Origin of the sequence: Agromyces sp. SYSU T00194 (assembly GCF_040496035.1) — a bacterium.
GTDB lineage: Bacteria > Actinomycetota > Actinomycetes > Actinomycetales > Microbacteriaceae > Agromyces > Agromyces chitinivorans.
The window spans coordinates 1,588,709-1,608,374 of record NZ_JBEPJZ010000001.1; the positions used below are offsets into that span (position 1 = coordinate 1,588,709).

Genomic DNA, 19,666 nt, shown 5'->3' on the forward strand with positions numbered 1-19,666 from the left:
GACGATGCCGACGGACCCGATCTCCGGTGCGCAGTGCACCCTGCGCACCGGTGACTACGTCGCGGAGATCGCTGCGATCGGCGCATCGCTCCGCACCCTCCGGTACCGCGGTCGTGACGTCGTCGTACCCTTCGACGCCGATGCGATCCGTCCCGCCATGCGCGGGGCGATCCTCGCACCCTGGCCGAACCGGACCGCCGACGGGCGGTATCGCTTCGGGGAAGTGGAGCACCGGCTCCCCGTCAACGAGATCGAGACGAACACCGCCACGCACGGACTCGTCGCGTGGCAGCGATTCGAGGCGGTCGGCCGCACCTCCGGCAGCGTGAGCCTGCGCAGCTGGATCGAGCCGCAGCCCGGCTACCCGTGGCGCGTGATGCTGGACGTCGAGTACCGGTTGGGGTCCGACGGGCTGGCGATCGTGGTGTGTGCGACGAACGAGAGTGCGACACCGGCGCCGTTCGGCATCGGCATCCACCCGTACCTCGTCGCGGGCGACCTGCAGGCGTGTGCGGTGGACGACTGGTCGCTCGAGGTGCCCGCCACCGAAGTGCTGTTCACCGACGCACGGATGCTCCCGACCGAGATCGTCCCGTTGGGCAGTGAGGAGGCGAGCGGCTTCGACTTCCGCAGCACGAGGCGAATCGGCGCCGCCGTACTGAACCATGCGTTCACCGGTCTGCGCCGAGGTGAGGACGGCCGGGCTCGGGTGCGCGTCACCGACCCGTCGGGGGGTGGCGCAGAGATCTCCTGGGATGCCGCGAGCGAGTGGGTGCAGCTCTACACGAGCGACGAGGCGACCGGTCCGGAACGTCGCCACGCGATCGCCGTCGAACCGCAGAGCTGCGCGCCGGATGCGCTCAATTCCGGGCGCGGCCTCCTGACGCTGCTGCCTGGCGGCTCGGCCCGGTTCGGGTGGTGGATCCGGGCGCTCGACGCACCCGAACCGTCTCATCAGCGCGACGGATAGGTACCGGGCATCGTCCATGTCATCGTGCGTGAGGCATCGTCGGATCGGCCGCATCTCGCAGCCCAGTACGCCATCGAGTGGCGTTATCATCCTGTTATCCGCCGTGGGGGCAGGGAAGGCTCGGTACCGGACCGGCAGGACCACCGCATCGTTTCGTCCATGTTTCTCGTTCGATCGCCCATCGTTCCGAGGCCGGGGGCCGACATAGGTTTGACACACGCTCGGCGCGGAGTACCGGTTCGCACGGTAGCCCGACGTCGAGATCCGCATATCGACCCGGACCGCAGTGGGCTCGGGCACAGCACGATACAAAGGAGATAATCGTGAAGCGATCCGCAATCGCACTCGTGGCAGGAGCGGGGCTCGTCCTCTCGCTCGCCGCGTGCAGCAACGGCGACTCGGGCGACACCGGTGGCGATGAGCAGATCGAGCTCGTCGTGTGGGAGTCCCTCGAGGGTCGCTCGGACTTCATCGAGCAGGCCGGCGAGGCGTACACGGCCGAGCACCCGAACGTGACGATCGTCTACAAGAACGTGGAACTCGGCGACGCTCTCGGGCAGATCGCGCTCGACGGCCCCGCCGGGGTCGGCGCCGACGTCTTCGCGGCGCCCAGCAACGTGACGGGCGACCTGGTGACGGGCGGGCACATCCTGCCCGTCGCGGATCCGGAGGCGCTCGAGGGCGCGCTCGTTCCCGGCGCGATCGCGGGCGTCACCTACCAGGAGCAGATCTGGGGTGTGCCGGTCACCATCGACACCTACGGGCTCTTCTACAACAAGGAGTACGTCACCGACGTGCCCACCACCTGGGCCGACGTGATCGGGTTCTCGGAGGAGTTCAACGCCGACAACCCGGGCAAGTACGGCTTCGCCTTCAACCCGAGCATCTACTACAGCGCCCCGTGGCTCTTCTCAGCGCCGGACAACCTGCTGTTCGGCCCGGCCGGCGACGACCCGGAGACGCCGAACACGAACACCCCCGCGACCGTGGCGGGTGCCGAGCAGCTGGTCGAGCTGCGCAGCGTGCTCGACGTGCCGGCGGAGGACCTCGACGCGGCCAGCGTCGACTCGCTGTTCGAGGGCGGTCAGTCGGCCATGTCGATCACCGGTTCGTGGAACATCCCGGTGTTCGACGCCGCGGGCCTCGACTACGGCGTCGCCACCCTGCCCGCGCTGGAGGGCTCGGACACCCCCGCCGGGTCGTTCTCCAACTCCCGCACGATGTTCACGTCGGCGTACACCGACTACCCGGAGGCCGCGCAGGACTTCGCCGCGTTCCTCGCCAGCCCCGAGATGCTGAAGCTCGCCTACGACCTCACCGGCAGCATCCCGCCTGCCGAGATCGACGGCATCGACAACGAGGCGACCCTCGGCCTGGCCGCACAGGGTGCGTACGCCTTCCCGACCCCGTCGATACCGGAGATGACCCTCTTCTGGACCGCGATGGACTCCGCCATCATCAACATCTGGAACGGTGCCGACATCCAGACCGAGCTGGACACGGCCACCGAGGTCATCCTCAACCAGTAGCACTCGTTCGGCGCAGTGGCGTCCCGGCCGGCTCCATCGGCCGGGACGCCACGGCAGACGAAAGGAACCACCATGAGCATCCCTCCCACCTTCGTCGCGGAGGAGGTGCGCACCCCGCAACCCGACGACTCGCCGGTCCGTATTCCTGAGCGGATCGCAGGAGTCGAACGGAGGCAGGTCGTCGCGCGCGCATCGCTGTTCATGGGCCTGGCCCACCTGACCGTGCTCGGCCTGCGCTGGAAGGGCGCCGCCTTCGCGCTGGTCGAGGTCGCGTTCCTCGCGTCGCTTCCGGTGATCATCGACCGCATCGTTGGCCTGGTCACGCTGGGCACCCCGCAGCCCACCGTCCCCATCAAGGAGCGGGACAACTCGCTGTTCATGATGGTCGACGGCGTCCTCGTGCTGGCCGTGGTCGCCGTGTTCGCCGCCGTCTACGCGATCTCCATCCGCAGCGCACTCGCCGACTACCGCGTCGGCGCCCGTCGCGCCAACACGAGCGCGCGCCACCAGCTCTCGGCGATCGGGTCGCGCGCCTTCCCGGTGCTCGGGCTCACGCCGATGGTGGTGCTCATCCTCTTCTTCGTCATCGTGCCGCTGGTCTTCTCGGCGCTGGTGGCGTTCACCAACTACTCGTCCCCCCAGCACATCCCGCCGGGCAACACGGTCGACTGGGTCGGGTTCGACAACTTCGGCAGCATGCTCGGCGGCGACCAGACCTGGACCCAGGCGCTCGTCCGGGTGTTCATCTGGACGACCGTGTGGGCGATCCTGGCCGTCGCGACCTGCTACTTCGGCGGGATGATCCTCGCGGTCGTGCTGCACGAGTCGAAGATCGTGATCAAGCCGGTCTTCCAGGCCATCTTCATCCTGCCGTACGCGATCCCGGCCGTCGTCTCGCTGCTCGTCTGGCGCAACATGCTCAACGGGGCCTTCGGCGCGGTGAACAAGACGCTGCTGGAACTCGGGATCATCGACACCGCGATCCCGTGGCTGACCGAGCCCAACCTGGCGCGGTTCATGGTCGTCCTCATCAACCTCTGGTGCGGGTTCCCGTACTTCATGCTGCTCACGATGAGCGCGATGACCGCGATCCCGCAGGACGTGCGCGAGGCGGCGGCCCTCGACGGGGCGACGGGCGTGCAGCGGTTCCGGTACGTCACGCTCCCGCTGGTGCTTTACCAGACGGCGCCGCTGATCATCATGTCGTTCGCGATGAACTTCAACAACTTCGGTGCGATCTTCTTCCTCACCAACGGCGGGCCGACCGTCGCGGACACCACCGTCACCGGTGCGGGCGCGACCGACATCCTGGTCAGCTGGTTGTACGAGATCACGATCGGCCTCATGAGGTACAACTACGGGTCGGTCGTCGCGGTGATGATCTTCCTGGTCCTGGCACCGTTCGCGATCATGCAGTTCCGGCGCACCCGTTCGTTCAAGGGAGAGATGTGATGCGCCTCGACAGGTTCGGTTCGGTCGTCTGGAGCACGATCGTCTTCTTCGGATGCCTGCTGCTGACGTTCGTGGTCCTCTGGCCGATCACGTACACCCTGAGCTCGGCGTTCTCGCCCGGGCGCTCGGCCGCGGCGCTGTCCCCGGTGCCGTTCGCGAGCGGATTCACCTTCGCGAACTTCGAGTACCTGTTCACCGAGACCCTGTACCCGCGTTGGTTCATGAACTCGTTCATCATCGCGCTCAGCGTCTCGCTCGGCACGTTGCTGATCGCGTCGCTCGCGGCGTACGTGTTCTCGCGGTTCGACTTCACGTTCAAGGGTTCGATCCTGACCAGCATGATCGTGCTGCAGATCTTCCCGTCGTTCGTGGGCATGATCGCGATCTACGTGATCCTGTCGCGGATCGGTGCGCTCGACACCCTGTGGGGCCTCGTCCTCGTCTACCTCGCGGGAAACTTGCCGTACTCGATCTGGCTCGTGAAGAGCTACCTCGACACGATCCCGCAGGGGCTCGACGAGGCCGCGCGCATCGACGGCGCCTCCCATCTGCGCATCTTCGCAACGATCATCCTGCCGATCTCGAAGCCGATCCTCGTCTTCCTCGCGGTGACGACGTTCGCGGCGCCGTGGATGGACTTCATCTTCCCGAAGCTCATCCTCCGCAGCCCCGAGCAGCAGACCCTCGCGCTGGGCCTGATCAGCTTCGTCTCGGAGAAGAACCAGGACTTCACGACGTTCGCGGCCGGCGCGATCATCGTGGCGATCCCGTTCATGATCTTCTTCCTCGCGACCCAGCGGACGCTCATCACGTCACTGGCCACGGGAGCGCTCAAGGAGTAGCGGAGCACCGCGGTACGCGACGGACCGGGAGTGATCTGACGATCCTCCCGGCCGTCGCTGTGCTGTGCCCGCAAGGCGGGATGAGCGCGGCATGGATGATCCGCTGGACCCGATGGAGAATGCGGTTGCCCTCGGATGCAGGCGGCGAGCCCGTCCCTAGCATTCGAGCGTCGGTCCGCGGCGAGGTCGAGCTTCGACCCGCCGGTGGTGACGCATCCCCCCGAGCACGACAGCGACGTCGGGGCGAACGATTGGAGCATCCATGGGATGGGGTAGGGGCGCACGAGCGTGGTGCGCGACAGCAGCCGCGGCGGGGATCATCGCCACCGGCCTGACCGCCGCACCGGCGGCTGCGGAGGTGCCGGGCGAGATCGCGGTGCCGAACGCCAGCTTCGAGGAGTGGACGGCTCCGGACAGCTGGGTCGCTTCGGAGTGGTCGATGACCTCGACCGTCTGGGTCTCGGATGCGGCTGCGCGCACGGGCACGTACTCGCAGGCGCTCAGCCAGTGGAATGGGGCGTCCACGCTCTCGCAGTCGCTGACGGCACCCGAGGGCAGCTACGACGTGTCGCTCTTCGTCTGGGCGAACGAGGGCCTCGGGTCGAGCGCGCTCGTTGCGAACGGTGCATCCGCGCCCATCGCGAGCGGTGGCGCCACGCAGATCGACGGATCGCTGACCTGGGACGAGGTCGTGGTCGAGGACGTCCCGGTCGGGGCCGACGGCGTGCTCGACATCGAGATCGTGCTCGACACGTTCACCTCGACCACCCTGGTGGGATACATCGACGATGTGACGGTGGTGCCGGCCGGCGGCGACGGCGGAGAGCCCGAGCCGACCGACTCGTTCGTGACGGAGCCGGGCTTCGAGGACGAGGGCGTCGCCTGGGACGTCGGCGGGGAGCTGATCGCCGGCGGCCGGAGCGACTCGGCCTCCTCCGTGCGCCACGACGCCACCGGTACGCAGGAGACGTCGCAGGTCATCGAGGGCCTGGAGGACGGCTACTACCGGCTGACGGCGTGGATCCAGAACGACGGCGGGTACGACGAGGCGTTCGTGTTCGCCTCGGGTGGCGGCGAGTCCGAGGCGCGCACGGCCGTGCCCCGCACGAACTTCCCCTACGACGCGGCCGATGCCTGGAAGCGGACGACCCTCCGTGGCGTCCACGTGACCAGCGGGCAGCTCGAGGTGGGTCTCCGCACCACCGGTGACACCGCCGGCACCGTGCGCATCGACGACGTCCACCTCGTGCAGGACGACGGCCCGTACGAGATGCTCATCGGCGGCGACATCTCGCTGCTGACGTACACCGAGGACTTCGGCGGACGGTACTCCGACGCCGACGGGCAGGTGCGCGACCCGCTCGAGATCCTGGCCGACAACGGCTGGAACGTCGTGCGCATCCGCGTCTACAACGACCCCGGCAAGGGTCGTGGCGACGGTACCTACTACGTGCCCGAGGGGTATTCCGACGTGGCGGACGCGCTCGAGCTCTCGCGGCGCGCCGCTGCCGCGGGCCTGCAGATCCAGCTGTCGTTCCACTACAGCGACTACTGGACCAACCCGGGCATCCAGATGATCCCGAGTGCCTGGCAGGAACTGATCGACGGGGCGAGCGACGCCGATGCAGTGGACATCCTCGAGGGTGAGGTCCACGACTTCACCGAGGGCGTCCTCGTGCAGATGGCTGCCCAGGGCACGCCGCCCCAGTACGTGTCGATCGGCAACGAGACCCGTTCGGGGATGCTCTTCCCGTATGGCTCGACGGGGAACTGGCCGAACCTGGTCCGCTTCCACAACGCCGGTGCCGAGGCGGTGCGCGCGGTCGTGCCGGACGCCCAGGTGATCATCCACCTCGACGACGGCGGCAACACGAGCACCTACCAGACGTACTTCACGAACGCCGACGGCCAGGGTGCGGACTACGACATCATCGGTACGTCGTACTACCCGTACTGGACCAACAAGTCCGCAGCGCAGTTCGCGTCGTTCGCGACGACGATCTCGCAGCAGTTCGACAAGCCGATCCTCGTGATGGAGACCGGCTTCAACTGGCACCCGGAGACGGGTGCGGGCGACGAGGGCCAGCTCCGGCACAACGGACCGTACGGCACGCTCGAGGACAGCACGCCGGAGCTCCAGCGCGACTTCATGATCGAGCTGTTCAACGAGCTCCAGAACGTGCCCGGCGGCATGGCGATCGGCGACCTGTACTGGGACCCGATGGAGATCTACGCCGGAGGACAGACCGGCTGGGCCTACCTGGAGTCGACCGACACGGTCGACGTCAACGTCATCGACAACACGACGCTGTTCGACTTCGAGGGCGGCGCGCTGCCGGTGCTCGACGCGTATCGCCTGAACACGCGCGGTTCCGCCACCGGCACCGTCGCGGGTTCGGTGGTGGACGCCGCCGGACAGCCCGTCGCCGGAGCGACGGTGACCCTGGGTTCCGACGGAGCGGATGACCGCACGGTCGCGACGAACGAGTACGGCGACTACTACTTCGCGCGGATGTCGCCCGGCGACCACACGGTCGAGGCGGCGGAGGCCGGACTCGGCGGCACGTCGCCGGTCCCGGTCTCGGTCAGCGCGGGAAGCCGCACCGACGCCGACCTGGAGCTCTCCGGCGAGCAGGCGCTCAGCTCGGTCACCGGCACGGTCCACGACGTGGACGGTGCGCCGATCGCGGGTGCGCTGGTGCGGATCGCGGGCGACGAGTACGCCTCGCCGCGCCTCGCGGGCGCCGACGGCGGCTACGCCTTCCCGGCGGTTCCCGACGGCGAGTACACGCTCACGGTGATCCAGGACGGCTACGTTACGCGTTCGCTCGACATCGTGAGCGGTGCGGATGTCGCGCAGTCGATCGAGCTCATCGAGGACGTCGGATCGGTGAGCGGCCAGGTCGTCGCGCCGGACGGCGCGCCGCTCGGCGGCGCGACGGTGCGGGTCGGCGGCCGGGAGGCGACCGTGCAGGTCGACGGGTCGTTCCTCGTCGAGCAGGTCGCGTCCGGCACCGGAATCGTCGCCACGGCGACGCTGGACGGGTACCTCGACACGATATCGGCGCCGTTCACGGTCGAGCACAGCCAGACCACGTCGGGCGTGCGGATCGTGCTGCCGCTCGAGCTCGACGTCGTCAACGGCAGCTTCGAGACGGCCGGTGCGGGCGGCGAGGCGACCGCGGACGGCTGGACGTTCACGAGCGAGCCCGCGGGCGCCGGGATCCGCCAGGACCGCACGCACTTCGGCGGCACCATCGACGGCACCTATGCGGCGACCTTCTGGCTCGACGCCGCCTACGCGGCAGGGTTGGAGCAGACGGTCCCCGTCGATGAGACCGGCGTGTACACCGCACGCGCGTACGTGTACTCGGGCGTCAACGGCACGTTGACGATGTACCTGAAGAACGCCGCCGGCGAGGTCGTGGCCGAGCAGCAGGTTCCGCGCAACTCGGGCCCGCAGCCGGTCGAGGTCGTCGCGGAGGTCGGCGGGTCCGAGTTCACCATCGGGTTCGGCGTCGACGGCGAGTCGGGCGACTGGGCGGTCATCGACCTGGTCACCGCGGGGTACCTCGGCACCGAGGTGCCCGGCACCGACGACCCGCCGAGCTGGGACGAGGAGGCGTTCTACCAGCCGGGTGACCGCATCACCTACGACGGGAGCGTCTACGAGGCGTTCCGGCCCGCGCGCACGGAGGTCCCCGGGGCCAACCCGTACGGCGCGTGGCAGGAGATCGTGAGCGATGGCGACACCGCGGTGTGGACGCCGTCGCGGATCTTCCACGCCGGCGACGTGGTGTCCCACGAGGGCGCGCTCTACGAGGCACGGCACTACAGCCGCAACCAGGAGCCCGGCACGGGCGCGGGCAACGCCTGGGTGCCGAGCTCGTAGGTCGATCGTGACCCCGCGCGGGGCGTCGGGCACCACCTGCCCGGCGCCCCGCGCGGTCTCGGCCCTCCGTGGGCCATCTCGAAGACGCCCGACACGCGGGCGTCGCGTTCAAAGGAGAACCGCATGAGATTCATCCCTCGTCGAGCTCAGGCACGCGAGCACGACCCCGTACGGCAACGGCGCATCAGGCTGGTCGTCGGCCTCGCCCTGTCCGCGCTGCTCGGAGGCGTCATGGTGGCCGCGCCGCCGCAGTCGCAGCCGGCGGAGGCCGTCGGCCCGAACCTGCTCGTCAATCCAGGATTCGAGAGCGGAATCACCGGCTGGACGAACATCGGGCAGACGCAGGCCGTCTCGTCGCCCACCGGCGATGCGCACTCGGGTACGCGAAGCCTGCGGCACGGCGCGAACGGCAAGTGGAAGGTGAACACGGTCCAGACACTCACCGGACTCACGACCGGGACCTACGCCCTGACGGCCTGGGTGCGCAATCCGCAGGGCGCGCAGGCGGGGCTCCAGGCCTACTCCTGCGGCGACCCCGCGGCGCAGTCGCTCGAACTGCCCACGACCTCGTCCTGGACCCGGGTCACGCTGGTGGTGTCCGTGCTCACGTCGTCGTGCACCGTGGGCATCTGGAGCAACGATCGCCGCACCGAGCTGTTCGCCGACGACTTCCACTTCAGCGTGCTCGATCACACCGAGGCGCGCACGATGGCGGTCGGCGGGGACATCACCTACCGCAGGCTCACCGCGGACGCCGGCGGCGTGTGGTCGACCTCGAACGGCGTCCCGCAGGACGTGCTCGACGTGCTCGCCGCCGACTCGTTTAACCTCGCGCGCATCCGCATCTACAACGAGCCCGGCAACTTCGTCACCGTCGACGGGGACTCGGTGCAGTTGCAGCCCGGATGGCAGGACCTCGATGACGCCGTGCTGAACGCGCAGGCGGCCGAGGCGCGGGGCATGGAGCTCTTCATCTCGCTCCACTACAGCGACTTCTGGACCAATCCGGGCCTCCAGATCGTTCCCGAGGCATGGCAGGGGTACAGCCAGGCGCAGCTGGAGGATGCCGCGTACGACTACACGCGCGAGGTGATGCAGACCCTGCAGGCGGCAGGAGTCACTCCCGAGTACATCTCGATCGGGAACGAGATCAACAACGCCGTGGCAGGCATCGACCGGTACGCAAATCCCGCCGGCTACTACGCCTTCCTGGCTGCCGCATCCGCCGGTGTCCGGTCGGTGTCGTCGTCGACACAGATCGTGATCCACCTCACGACGCCGGGTGAGTGGCTGTACAACGACTGGATCACCCTCGCCGACACCTACGGCCTCGACTACGACATCATGGGCCTGTCGCTCTACCCGTTCTGGACCGACATGTCGATCGCCTCGCTCGCGAACTTCGCGACCTGGGTCAGCGACCTTGCCGACCGGCAGACCATGGTGGTCGAGGTCGGCTACCCGTGGACGACGAGTGCGTACGACCCCGGCGGCACGACCCTGATCGAGGGGAACGGCCTCGACCCCGACGGTCCGGAGAACTACGGGGCGACGCAGGCGGGTCAGCTGCGGTACCTGAAGGAGTACTTCCGGGCCATGCAGGTGACCGGGAGCGTCGACGGGATCGCCTACTGGGATCCGATCGCGATCGATCTCGGCGACCCCGACCCGAACGGCTGGATCGTCGGCGGCGACAACGCGGTCGAGGACACCACGCTGTTCGACTACTCCAGCGAGCACCGGGCGACGAGCGGCCTCGAGGCCTTCTCGACCTGGTGATCGATCGGGGCCCCGGGGAGCGCTTCGCCTCCCGGGGACCCGCCCCCGTCGGGCGTCGGGCGTCAGCTGAACTGCAGGTCCCAGAGTCGCCGATAGCGCCCACCGAGCTCCAGCAGTTCCTCGTGGGTGCCGGTCTCCACGATCCGCCCGCGCTCCAGCACCACTATGCGGTCGGCGTGCCGGACGGTCGAGAGGCGGTGGGCGACGATCAGGGTGGTGCGGCCCCGCATGAGGCGGTCGAGGGCTACCTGCACCTTCCGCTCGGACTGCGAGTCGAGGGCGCTCGTCGCCTCGTCGAGGATCAGCACCCGAGGGTCGCGGATGAGGGCGCGGGCGATGGAGATCCGCTGGCGCTGCCCGCCGGAGAGCCGTGCGCCGCGTTCCCCGACGAGCGTGTCCAGCCCCTCGGGCAGCGCGTCCACGATCTCGAGCGCGTTCGCCTCGCGTAGGGCCGCGGCGAGCCGCGACTCGCTGACGTCGCCGAGGCCGTACGTCACGTTCTCGCGGATCGATCCCTCGAAGAGCACCGACTCCTGGGGGACGACCGAGACGTGCCGTCGGACGGTTCGGAGGTCGACCGTCTCCATGTCGCGACCATCGAGGAGGATCCGCCCCGAGGTCGGCCGCACGAATCCCAGCACCGAGTTGACGAGGGTGGACTTCCCCGACCCCGACGCCCCGACGAGCGCGACGGTCTGCCCGGGCGGGATCGCGAGATCGATCGAGTCCAGCGCAGGCTCCGATTCGGGTGGAAAGACGACGGTGAGGTCCTCGATGCGGAATCCGCCGACCACCTCGTCGACGGCCTCCTTGCCCTCGTTGCGCTCGAGGTCGGGCTCGTGGAGCACCTCGCCGAGCGAGCGGATCGACTCCCTTCCGCGAGCGATGATGGGCATCAGGTTCAGCACCATCATCACCGTGTTCGTCAGCATGGTGAAGTAGGTGCCGAGCAGCACCACCTGGCCCGGCGTGATCGCGACGAGTCCCGAGACGGAGACGGCTGCCGCGCCGAGGAAGCACGACATCGCGAGGACCTGCATCGTGATCCAGCTTGCGGCACCGAAGTGGCCGTTGATCATGTCGAGCCGCAGGCCGCGGTCGCGCACGCCCTCGGCGTCATGCGCGACCCGGTCGAACGAGATCTGCTCGAGCCCGTGCGCCCGCGTGATCGGCATCAGGGCGGTCATCTCCCCGACGCGCCTCGCATACTGCTCCATCTGCAGGCGGAACGCCTCGTTCCGGCGATGCGCCTTCCGGCGCATCGCCCACCAGACGCCGATACCCAGAGGGAGCGTGAGCGCGTACACGGGGAGGAACTGCGGCACATTGATCGCCGTCATGACGATCGCACCGATGAAGATCATCGTCGCGGAGCCGACCGGATTGCCGATCTGCCCGAACATCAACTCCACGTTCTCGACGTCGCGCACCACCTTGCTCTGCATGAGCGCGGCGCTGGTGCGGGCGTAGTAGCCGATCGAGAGCGCCTGGAGCCGGGAGGTCACCGTGCTCCGCAGCGTCACCGCGATGCTGCGGACCATGCTCATGTACAGGCGGGTGAACAGCAGGTGCGTCGGGTAGACCTGGCCGAGCAGCACCAGCGCGATGAGCGCGAGCACGCCGATCGAGTCGAGCGGGCCGCCTGCGACGACGACGTCGATCGCGGCCGCGGTGATGAGGGGGATGCCCCAGTTGGCGCTGTCCTTGACTGCGAAGATGACCGTGATGCCGGCGAGGCGCGCGCGGTACGGCCGGAGCAGGTTGATCAGGGAGCGGCCGGGTCGGTCGGGATCGACGCCGAGGTCGTCAGCGAGCCCGTCGGGTGCGCCGTCGCGGGGGCGCGAGCGATGTGACATGGGTGGCGGGGAGGTTCCTCTCGGCGAGCCTGATCACGCTATGCACCCGCGTCCCGACCGACCATGGGTGATCCGACGGTGGACATGGACGGCTCACCGCTGCTCGGGCCGTCACGCTCCTCGCACTGCGAGCACCCGCGCGAGCCACTCGGCCTGCCGGGGCCACGACGACGGGCCACCGCCCTCGTGGCCGTTGAACGGGAACACGTCGATCTCGGCGGTGCCGGCGTACCAGTTCTTCGCGGCGAACACGGTCGACGGCGGGCAGACCACATCCATCAGGGCGGTGGAGAACAGCGCCGGCGCCGTCGCGCGCTTGGCGAAGTTCACGCCGTCGAAGTACGAGAGCGTCGTGAAGGCGCGCTCGACCGCATCCCGGTGCGCCCGCAGGTAGATCGCGACCTCCTCGTACGGGGTCGACTCGGTGAAGCCCACCGCGCGTTCGAAGTGCGTGAGGAACGGGATGTCGGGCAACGCTGCGGCGAGACCACCCGCGAGCCCGGCTGCCGCGAGCGTGATGCCACCGCCCTGGCTCGCGCCGGCGACGACGACCTGCTCCGGGTCGACGAAGTCGATCGCGCGTGCGGCGTCGACCGCGCGCACCGCGTCCGTGAAGACCCTGCGGTAGTAGTACGTCTCGGGGCTCTCGATGCCGCGCGTCACGAAGCCCGACACCGCGGGTCCCGACCCGACCGGATCCGGAGTGATGCCCATCGAGCCCTGGCTTCCCTGCCCCCGCGTGTCCATGATCACGTGGACGTATCCCGACGACGCCCAGCGGAGGTGTTCGTGGGGGAAGCTCCGGCCGCCCGTGTAGCCGATGTACTCGACGATCGCCGGCAGGCGCCCGCTGCGGTCGCGGGGCGCGACCACCCAACCGGCGATGGGGTGTCCGCCGAAGCCGGGGAACCGGAGGTCGAACACGTCGACGGTCTCGAGCGGCGATTCGACCCGGTCGAGTCGGATGCCCTCGCCTGCCGCGCGTGCCTCGGAGATCGTGTCCGCCCAGAAGGCGTCGAAGTCCGCCGGTTCGCGTACGTCGGGTCGGTAGGCGTGGAGCTCGTTCTCGGGCAGGTCGAAGCGCGGCATGACGGGAATCGTAGGGGACGCTCGGGTCGTCATCCAGAGGGTGCGAGCGAGAGCAGTGTTTCGTCCTCGAGGTTCAGACGTTTGTCCTTGGATTGCAGGCCGAGAGCGCCGAGAGCGGACCGGTTCGGCCCCGTGCCCGGAGCAACGCTTTCCCCGTGAATCGCTCGACGATCAGAGGATCGTCTAGGTACGCCGTCGGATTGTTCTTGGGGTGGCTGCGTGCACGTTCTAGCGTCGGTGCCGTGAATCCCGCGATCAAGGGCGAAGGCGCGACTCCCGACCTGCGTCGATCGCGCCAGCTCCCGACCGCTGGGTTCGAGCCCGTATCCACCACACCCGAGTGACTGCACCACCACACGCGCACCATCACCGACACAGGAAGAAGGACGAAGATGTCCAGGATTCAGACCACACGCTCCCGGCTCGTGGCCGGCGTGGCCGCCCTCGGCGCCGCCTCGCTCGCGCTCACCGGCTGCACCGCCGGTGGCGGCGGCGGTGGCGATGACAGCACGATCACCGTCATGTGGGCGTCGAACGAGCTCTCCGAAGAGCAGATCGCCGCGTTCGAGGAGGAGAACCCCGACCTTACCGTTGAGTTCATCGAGTTCGACTTCACGCGACTGAACGCGATGATCACCGCGGGCGACGCGCCCGACGTCGTGCGCGGCAACCCGTCTGCGAACCTGTTCGCCCGCGGCCTCGCGACGAACCTCGACGACTTCGTCGCCGGCAGCGAGGCCATCCAGGAGGACGACCTCCTCCCCGTGAACGACGCGTGGCGCTGGGACGGCACCACGCGCGGCCAGGGCAACCTGTACGGCATCGTGAAGGACTGGTCGCCCGACACGACCATCTGGCAGAACTCCGCACTGTTCGACTCCGCCGGCGTCGAGCCGCTCAGCCTGACCGAGGCATCGGATTGGGATGAGGTGCTCGCCAAGGCGACGGAGCTCAAGGACGCCGGAGTCGAGTACCCGCTCGGCATCGAGTGGCAGTGGGGCGTGATCAACGTCGTGCAGAACATGGTCGCCCAGCAGGGCGGTGACTTCTTCAACGAGGACTTCACCGAGATCGACCTCGGCTCGCCCGAGGCGCAGCGCGCGATCCAGTGGCTGATCGACTTCGGGGACTCGGGCGTCGGTCCGACCTCGCTGAACCCGCTGACCGACGGCTACGACCTGCCGGTCTTCGCGTCGGGCCGCATGGCCACGACCGTCACCGGGTACTGGATGGGCGGAGGCCTCCAGGGCCAGGATGCCGCGGCGGTCGCCGAGACGTCGACCCTCGCGCCCGCACCGACGTACGGAGAGCGCATCAGCCCGGTCGCCGGAGGCGTCGGCGGCTGGATCCCCGAGGGCTCCGACAACAAGGACGGCGCGTGGCGCTTCATGGAGTACTACATGGCGGGCGCCCCCGCCGAGGAGCGCGCCGCGACCGGGTGGGGGCTTCCCTCGCTCCAGTCGCTCTGGGACCTGCTGCCCGCGGATGAGCCGTACCAGCAGCAGGCGATCGAGACCGCGACCGCGGAGATCCCGTACGTCACGGTCCTGCCGGACTCGCCGTACGCCACCTTCGAGCAGCTCAACGAGGTCGTCGACCGGCACCTCCAGCAGGCGCTCCAGGGTGAGATGGATGCCGCCGAGGTCGGCGCGGCGGCCGAGGAGGAGATCAACACGCTTCTCGCGCAGGGCAAAGACCAGCTCGGATGACCTCCACGCTCCAGCAGCCGGCTGCGGCCGCGGGCACCCCTGCCCGCGGCCGCGGCTGGCGGCGCTATCGCACCTCCACGTTCTACCTGTTCGCGTCGCCCTGGATCATCGGGTTCGTCCTGCTGACCCTCGCTCCGATCCTCTACGCCTTCGTGGTGAGCCTCACCAACTACGACGGCGCATCGCCGATCTGGCGGTTCATCGGGTTCCGCAACTACGTCGAGATCTTCACGAACGACCCGGGCGCGTGGGCGAGCCTGCTGCGGACGCTCGGCTACACGATCATCGTCGTGCCGTTGAGCGTCGCGGGCGGCCTCGCCCTGGCACTCATGGTCAACCGCCGCCTGCGCGCCCGAGGGCTCGTGCGCGCCATCTTCTTCCTCCCGTCGGTGGTGCCGGTCGTCGCCGCGGCGATCATGTGGCGGCTTATCTTCAACCGTGACGCCGGCCTCCTGAACGGAATCCTCGGATTCTTCGGGGCGGACCCCGTCACCTGGCTCGTCGACCCCTACGCGTTCTACGCGCTGATCGTGCTCGCGCTCTGGGGCCTTGGCGGCGGGATGATCATCATCCTCGCCGCGTTGCAGGACGTGCCCGTCGAGCTCGACGAGGCCGCGCGAATCGATGGTGCCAGCAACCTGCGGATCACGTGGAGCATCGTGGTTCCGCTCATCTCGCCGGTGCTCTACTTCCAGGTCATCACCGGCGTCATCCTCTCGCTCCAGATGCTCGTCCAGCCGCTGCTGCTCGCCGAGACGAGTCGCATCGCGACCGGTCGAACGGTGCCGACGGGGACCACGCTCTACATGGTCGACGTCTACAACGAGTTCTTCCTCAACAACCGGTTCGGGTACGGCTCGGCGATGCTCTGGGTCTTCTTCGTCTTCATCCTGCTGCTCACGCTGTTCCTGCAGCGTCTGAGCCGGCGGTTCGTGTTCTACCAGGTCGCCGTCGACGACCAGAAGGAATGATCGGGTTCCCCCATGACCAATCTCGCTGAGGACCTCCGCACCTCCGCCATGCCCGAGGTGCGCCCGCCGCGCCGCCGGTCGCGCCGCTCGTCCGACGGCCAGCCGGGGCAGAAGGCGACGGCGTACACGTACGTCGGCGTCATCATCGCCATCGCGCTGTTCGGCATCCCCTTCATCTGGATCGTACTCACGGCGCTCGCCTCGCCGGCGAAGCTGACCGAGGGGCCGGCTGCGCTGCTCGACGTCGAGCCGTACTGGCAGAACTTCGTCGATGCCGTGACGATGATCGACTTCGCCGCCTACGCGATGAACTCGCTGTTCATCTCGTCGGTGTTCGCGGTACTGACGACGGCGACGAGCGCGACGGTCGGATTCGCCTTCGCCCGCCTTCGGGGGCGTGGCCGCAACCTGCTGTTCGGCATCGTGCTCTCGACGATGCTGATCCCGTCGATCGCGACCCTGATCCCGACCTACGTGCTGTTCGCGCGTGTCGGGCTCGTCGGCACCTACTGGCCGTGGGTGCTCTGGGGCCTCGCGGGCACGCCGTACCTGATCTTCCTGTTCCGTCAGTACTTCTCGTCGATCCCGTTGGAGCTCGAGGATGCGGCGATCATCGACGGGGCCGGATGGATCCGCACGTACGTGCTGATCTTCCTCCCGCTCTCACGGCCGATCCTGCTCACTTCGCTGATCCTGTCGTTCACCTGGACGTGGGGCGACTACCTCGCCCCGGCGCTCCTGCTGGACTACAACAACACGACGCTGTCGGTCGCGACTGCGGCGGGGTATCTCGACCCCCGGGGCAACGGGCTCATCACCGTGCAGGCGGCGGGTGCGCTGCTCTACCTCGTTCCGATCGTCGTGGTGTTCCTCGTCGCCCAGCGCTACTTCATGGGCTCCGCGCTCAGCTCCGGCGTCAAGGGCTGAGGTGATCCGAGGTCCGCGAATCTCAGGTCGTTCGGCCAAGCCGGGTCATCGGTCGCAGCGATCCGCGTGCGCGCGGGCCGTGGAACGGCGTACGCCGAGTTCGGCGTGCAGCGTGGGCTCGTGCTCGGTGTATCCACACCTCATGAAACCACTCGCCCGCGTGACTAGGCTTGCCGGATGCAGCGCACCGGAGCACCGCGAAGAAGCCGAGCATGAGCGACGAGTGGCCGCCGCCCCCGTACCTGCCGCCCACGGGGGGCGAGCAGCCGCTGCGCCCGACCGGCGTCCGCAGCTGGGACGGGCTCACGTACTCGACGATCCCCGGCTATCGGCCGCTGCTGCTGGACCTGCACGTGCCCGAGGCATCCGCCCGACCGCCCGTCGTGCTCTGGATCCACGGCGGTGCCTGGCTGCTCGGCGACCGGCGGCTCCCGCCCGAGGTCTGGCCGCCCGGAGCGCTGTTCCAGCGCATCGTCGACGCGGGGTTCGCCGTCGCCACGATCGATTACCGGCACTCGCTCGAGGCGCCCTTCCCGGCGCAGCTGCACGACGCGAAGGCGGCGATCCGCTACCTCCGGCGATTCGCCGACGACCTCGGCATCGACGCCTCGCGCATGGTCGCGTGGGGCGAGTCGGCAGGCGGCCACCTCGCCGCGCTCGTCGGCCTCACCGGCGGCCGGGCGGAGTGGGCGGGCGAGGAGGGCGTGCCCGACGGCGACACGTCGGTGCTCGGCGTCGTCGACTGGTACGGAGTGCACGACGGCGAGCGGATGCCGCAGGAGGGCCTCGCCCCCGAAACGGATCGCCTGCCCCGCGGCCACCTCGAGACGCTCGCGCGCGAGCCGTTCTCCGTGCTCGTCGACGCCTCGCCGCTCGGCCCGCGCGCGGCGCGGGACTGCTCGCCCGTCGTGCAGGTGCACCCGGACGCCCCGCCGTTCCTCCTCGCGCACGGCGACGCCGACTCGCTGGTGCCCTACGAGCAGAGCGAGCTGTTCGCCGCGGCGCTCGCCGACGCCGGCGTGCCGGTCGAGCTGCGCCGCGTGCCGGGCGCCGACCACGTGTTCCTCGGGGAGGACCCGCTGCCGCTCATGGACGAGGCGCTCGTCTGGATCGCCGGGCGCCTGGGCTGACCGGGCGGAACCGGGCGGCGCCCGACGCGCCTCAGGCCGGGCGGAAGCCCGACGTCTCGGGCGGGGCCGCGTGCCGGATCATCAGGTGCCGCGTGACCGAGTAGTCGAGCAGCGGCTCCATCGACATGTCCTTGCCGAAGCCCGAGCCCTTGACGCCGCCGTGCGGCGCCTCGGACGCGATCGGCAGGTGGTCGTTCACCCAGGTGACGCCCACGTCGAGCTGCTGGCTGACGCGCATCGCGCGGCCGACGTCGGAGGTCCACACCGACGAGGCGAGGCCGTAGGCGCTGTCGTTCGCCAGTGCGACGCCCTCGGCCTCGCCGTCGAACGGCAACGCGACGAGCACGGGGCCGAAGACCTCGCCCTGCACGATCTCCGACGACTGGGCCGCACCGACCAGCAGCGTGGGGGCGTAGTACGAACCCGTGCGGTCGATGGCGTGCCCGCCGACGAGCGCCTCGGCGCCCTCGGCGACGGCGCGCGAGACGAAGCCGTCGACCCGGTCGCGGTGGCCGCGCGAGATGAGCGGTCCGATGTGGGTGTCGGCATCCATCGGGTCGCCCGCGACGACTGCGCCGAGCGCGGCCCGCAGCGCGGCCACGCCGTCGTCGAACACCGAGCGCTCGAGGTAGACGCGCGTCGCCGCGGTGCAGTCCTGGCCCGTGTTGTACGTGGCGCCGAGCGCGACCGCGTGCGCCATCGCGTTCAGGTCGGCGTCGCGGTAGACGATCACCGGGGCCTTGCCGCCGAGCTCGAGGTGCACGCGCTTCACGCCCTCGACCGCGCCGCGCATCACGGCCTTGCCGGTCTGGGTCGACCCGGTGACGCTCACCATGTCGACCTCGCGGTGCGCGACGAGCGCCTGGCCGACCTCGGCGTCGCCGGTCACGACGTTGAACAGCCCCGACGGCAGGCCCGACCGGGCCGCGAGCTCGGCCAGCCGCAGGGTCGTGCGCGGCGTGGCCGGCGCGGGCTTCACGATCACCGCGTTGCCGGCCGCGAGCGCCGGGCCCGCCTTCCAGATCGCCATGATGAGCGGGAAGTTCCACGGCGTGATGCCCGCGACCACGCCCACCGGGCGCCTGGTCAGGATCGACGTGTACCCGGTCGACAGGGTGCCCGCGCCGGTGCCCTCGAGCGACCTGGCGGCCCCCGCGAAGAAGCGCAGGTTGTCGATCGAGAACGGCAGCTCGCCGTCGAACGCGGTCGTCCAGGGCTTGCCCGAGTCCTCGACCTCGAGCCGTGCGAGGTGCTCGGCGTCGGCCTCGATCGCGTCGGCGAGCTTCAGCAGCGCGAGCGAGCGCTCGCCGGGGGTCTTCGCGGCCCACTCGGGCTGTGCGGCGCGCGCCGCGGCGGCGGCCTCGTCGACCTCGGCGACGCCGGACTCGCGGAGCGTCGCGACCTCCTGCTCCGTCGCCGGGTTGGTGATGACGGTCTCGCCGCCCGAGCCGGGGCGGTAGCCGCCGATGAACGTTCCGGTGGTCATGGTCTGGGTCCTTTCTGCGGCCGGGCGGCAGATG

The 19,666-nt window shown here is 69.3% G+C and carries 13 protein-coding genes; 10 read left to right on the top strand and 3 right to left on the bottom strand.

Annotated features, from left to right (window positions below):
- Positions 1-4 precede the first annotated feature (4 nt).
- From ABZK10_RS07355 to ABZK10_RS07380, 6 genes are all read left to right on the top strand, one after another.
- Entirely contained in the window at positions 5-970 is a 966-nt protein-coding gene (locus tag ABZK10_RS07355) for an aldose 1-epimerase family protein (RefSeq protein WP_353808523.1), read from the top strand.
- Between the two features lie 323 nt (positions 971-1,293).
- Positions 1,294-2,499: a sugar ABC transporter substrate-binding protein gene (locus ABZK10_RS07360; RefSeq protein ID WP_353808525.1), complete on the top strand. Its 1,206-nt coding sequence runs from the start codon at positions 1,294-1,296 to the stop codon at positions 2,497-2,499.
- A 72-nt stretch (positions 2,500-2,571) separates the two neighbouring features.
- Positions 2,572-3,951, top strand: a complete 1,380-nt coding sequence (locus ABZK10_RS07365; RefSeq protein WP_353808526.1) for a carbohydrate ABC transporter permease — start codon at positions 2,572-2,574, stop codon at positions 3,949-3,951.
- Positions 3,951-4,793, top strand: coding sequence for a sugar ABC transporter permease (locus ABZK10_RS07370; RefSeq protein WP_353808527.1), 843 nt, complete (start codon positions 3,951-3,953; stop codon positions 4,791-4,793). The genes ABZK10_RS07365 and ABZK10_RS07370 overlap by 1 nt, the downstream gene beginning before the upstream one ends.
- A 262-nt stretch (positions 4,794-5,055) precedes the next feature.
- Positions 5,056-8,685: a glycosyl hydrolase 53 family protein gene (locus ABZK10_RS07375; RefSeq protein WP_353808528.1), complete on the top strand. Its 3,630-nt coding sequence runs from the start codon at positions 5,056-5,058 to the stop codon at positions 8,683-8,685.
- A 123-nt stretch (positions 8,686-8,808) separates the two neighbouring features.
- Entirely contained in the window at positions 8,809-10,464 is a 1,656-nt protein-coding gene (locus tag ABZK10_RS07380; protein WP_353808529.1) for a glycosyl hydrolase 53 family protein, read from the top strand.
- 62 nt (positions 10,465-10,526) lie between these two features.
- Here ABZK10_RS07380 and ABZK10_RS07385 read toward each other — a convergent pair whose 3' ends face one another.
- The gene (locus tag ABZK10_RS07385; RefSeq protein WP_353808530.1) at positions 10,527-12,320 is read right to left on the bottom strand and encodes an ABC transporter ATP-binding protein; all 1,794 of its coding nucleotides are present in this window, start codon (positions 12,318-12,320) and stop codon (positions 10,527-10,529) included.
- Positions 12,321-12,431: 111 nt separating this feature from the next.
- Positions 12,432-13,409 carry an acetylxylan esterase gene (locus ABZK10_RS07390; RefSeq protein WP_353808531.1) on the bottom strand — a complete coding sequence of 326 codons (978 nt, stop codon included), beginning with the start codon at positions 13,407-13,409 and terminating at the stop codon, positions 12,432-12,434.
- 392 nt (positions 13,410-13,801) lie between these two features.
- On the opposite strand from ABZK10_RS07390, the gene ABZK10_RS07395 reads away from it, so the two are divergent.
- The 4 genes from ABZK10_RS07395 to ABZK10_RS07410 all read left to right on the top strand — a co-directional run bounded on the left by ABZK10_RS07395 (position 13,802) and on the right by ABZK10_RS07410 (position 18,146).
- The gene (locus tag ABZK10_RS07395; protein WP_353808532.1) at positions 13,802-15,118 is read left to right on the top strand and encodes an extracellular solute-binding protein; all 1,317 of its coding nucleotides are present in this window, start codon (positions 13,802-13,804) and stop codon (positions 15,116-15,118) included.
- Positions 15,115-16,089 carry a carbohydrate ABC transporter permease gene (locus ABZK10_RS07400; RefSeq protein WP_353808533.1) on the top strand — a complete coding sequence of 325 codons (975 nt, stop codon included), beginning with the start codon at positions 15,115-15,117 and terminating at the stop codon, positions 16,087-16,089. Before ABZK10_RS07395 ends, ABZK10_RS07400 begins: the two co-directional genes overlap by 4 nt.
- 12 nt (positions 16,090-16,101) lie before the next feature.
- Positions 16,102-17,016 (top strand): carbohydrate ABC transporter permease, encoded by a 915-nt coding sequence (locus tag ABZK10_RS07405; protein WP_353808534.1) that lies wholly within the window; start codon positions 16,102-16,104, stop codon positions 17,014-17,016.
- A 212-nt stretch (positions 17,017-17,228) separates the two neighbouring features.
- Positions 17,229-18,146: an alpha/beta hydrolase fold domain-containing protein gene (locus ABZK10_RS07410; protein ID WP_353808535.1), complete on the top strand. Its 918-nt coding sequence runs from the start codon at positions 17,229-17,231 to the stop codon at positions 18,144-18,146.
- Positions 18,147-18,177: 31 nt separating this feature from the next.
- Here the strand turns inward: ABZK10_RS07410 and ABZK10_RS07415 are convergent, their stop codons facing one another.
- Positions 18,178-19,632 (bottom strand): aminobutyraldehyde dehydrogenase, encoded by a 1,455-nt coding sequence (locus ABZK10_RS07415; RefSeq protein ID WP_353808536.1) that lies wholly within the window; start codon positions 19,630-19,632, stop codon positions 18,178-18,180.
- Positions 19,633-19,666 lie beyond the last annotated feature (34 nt).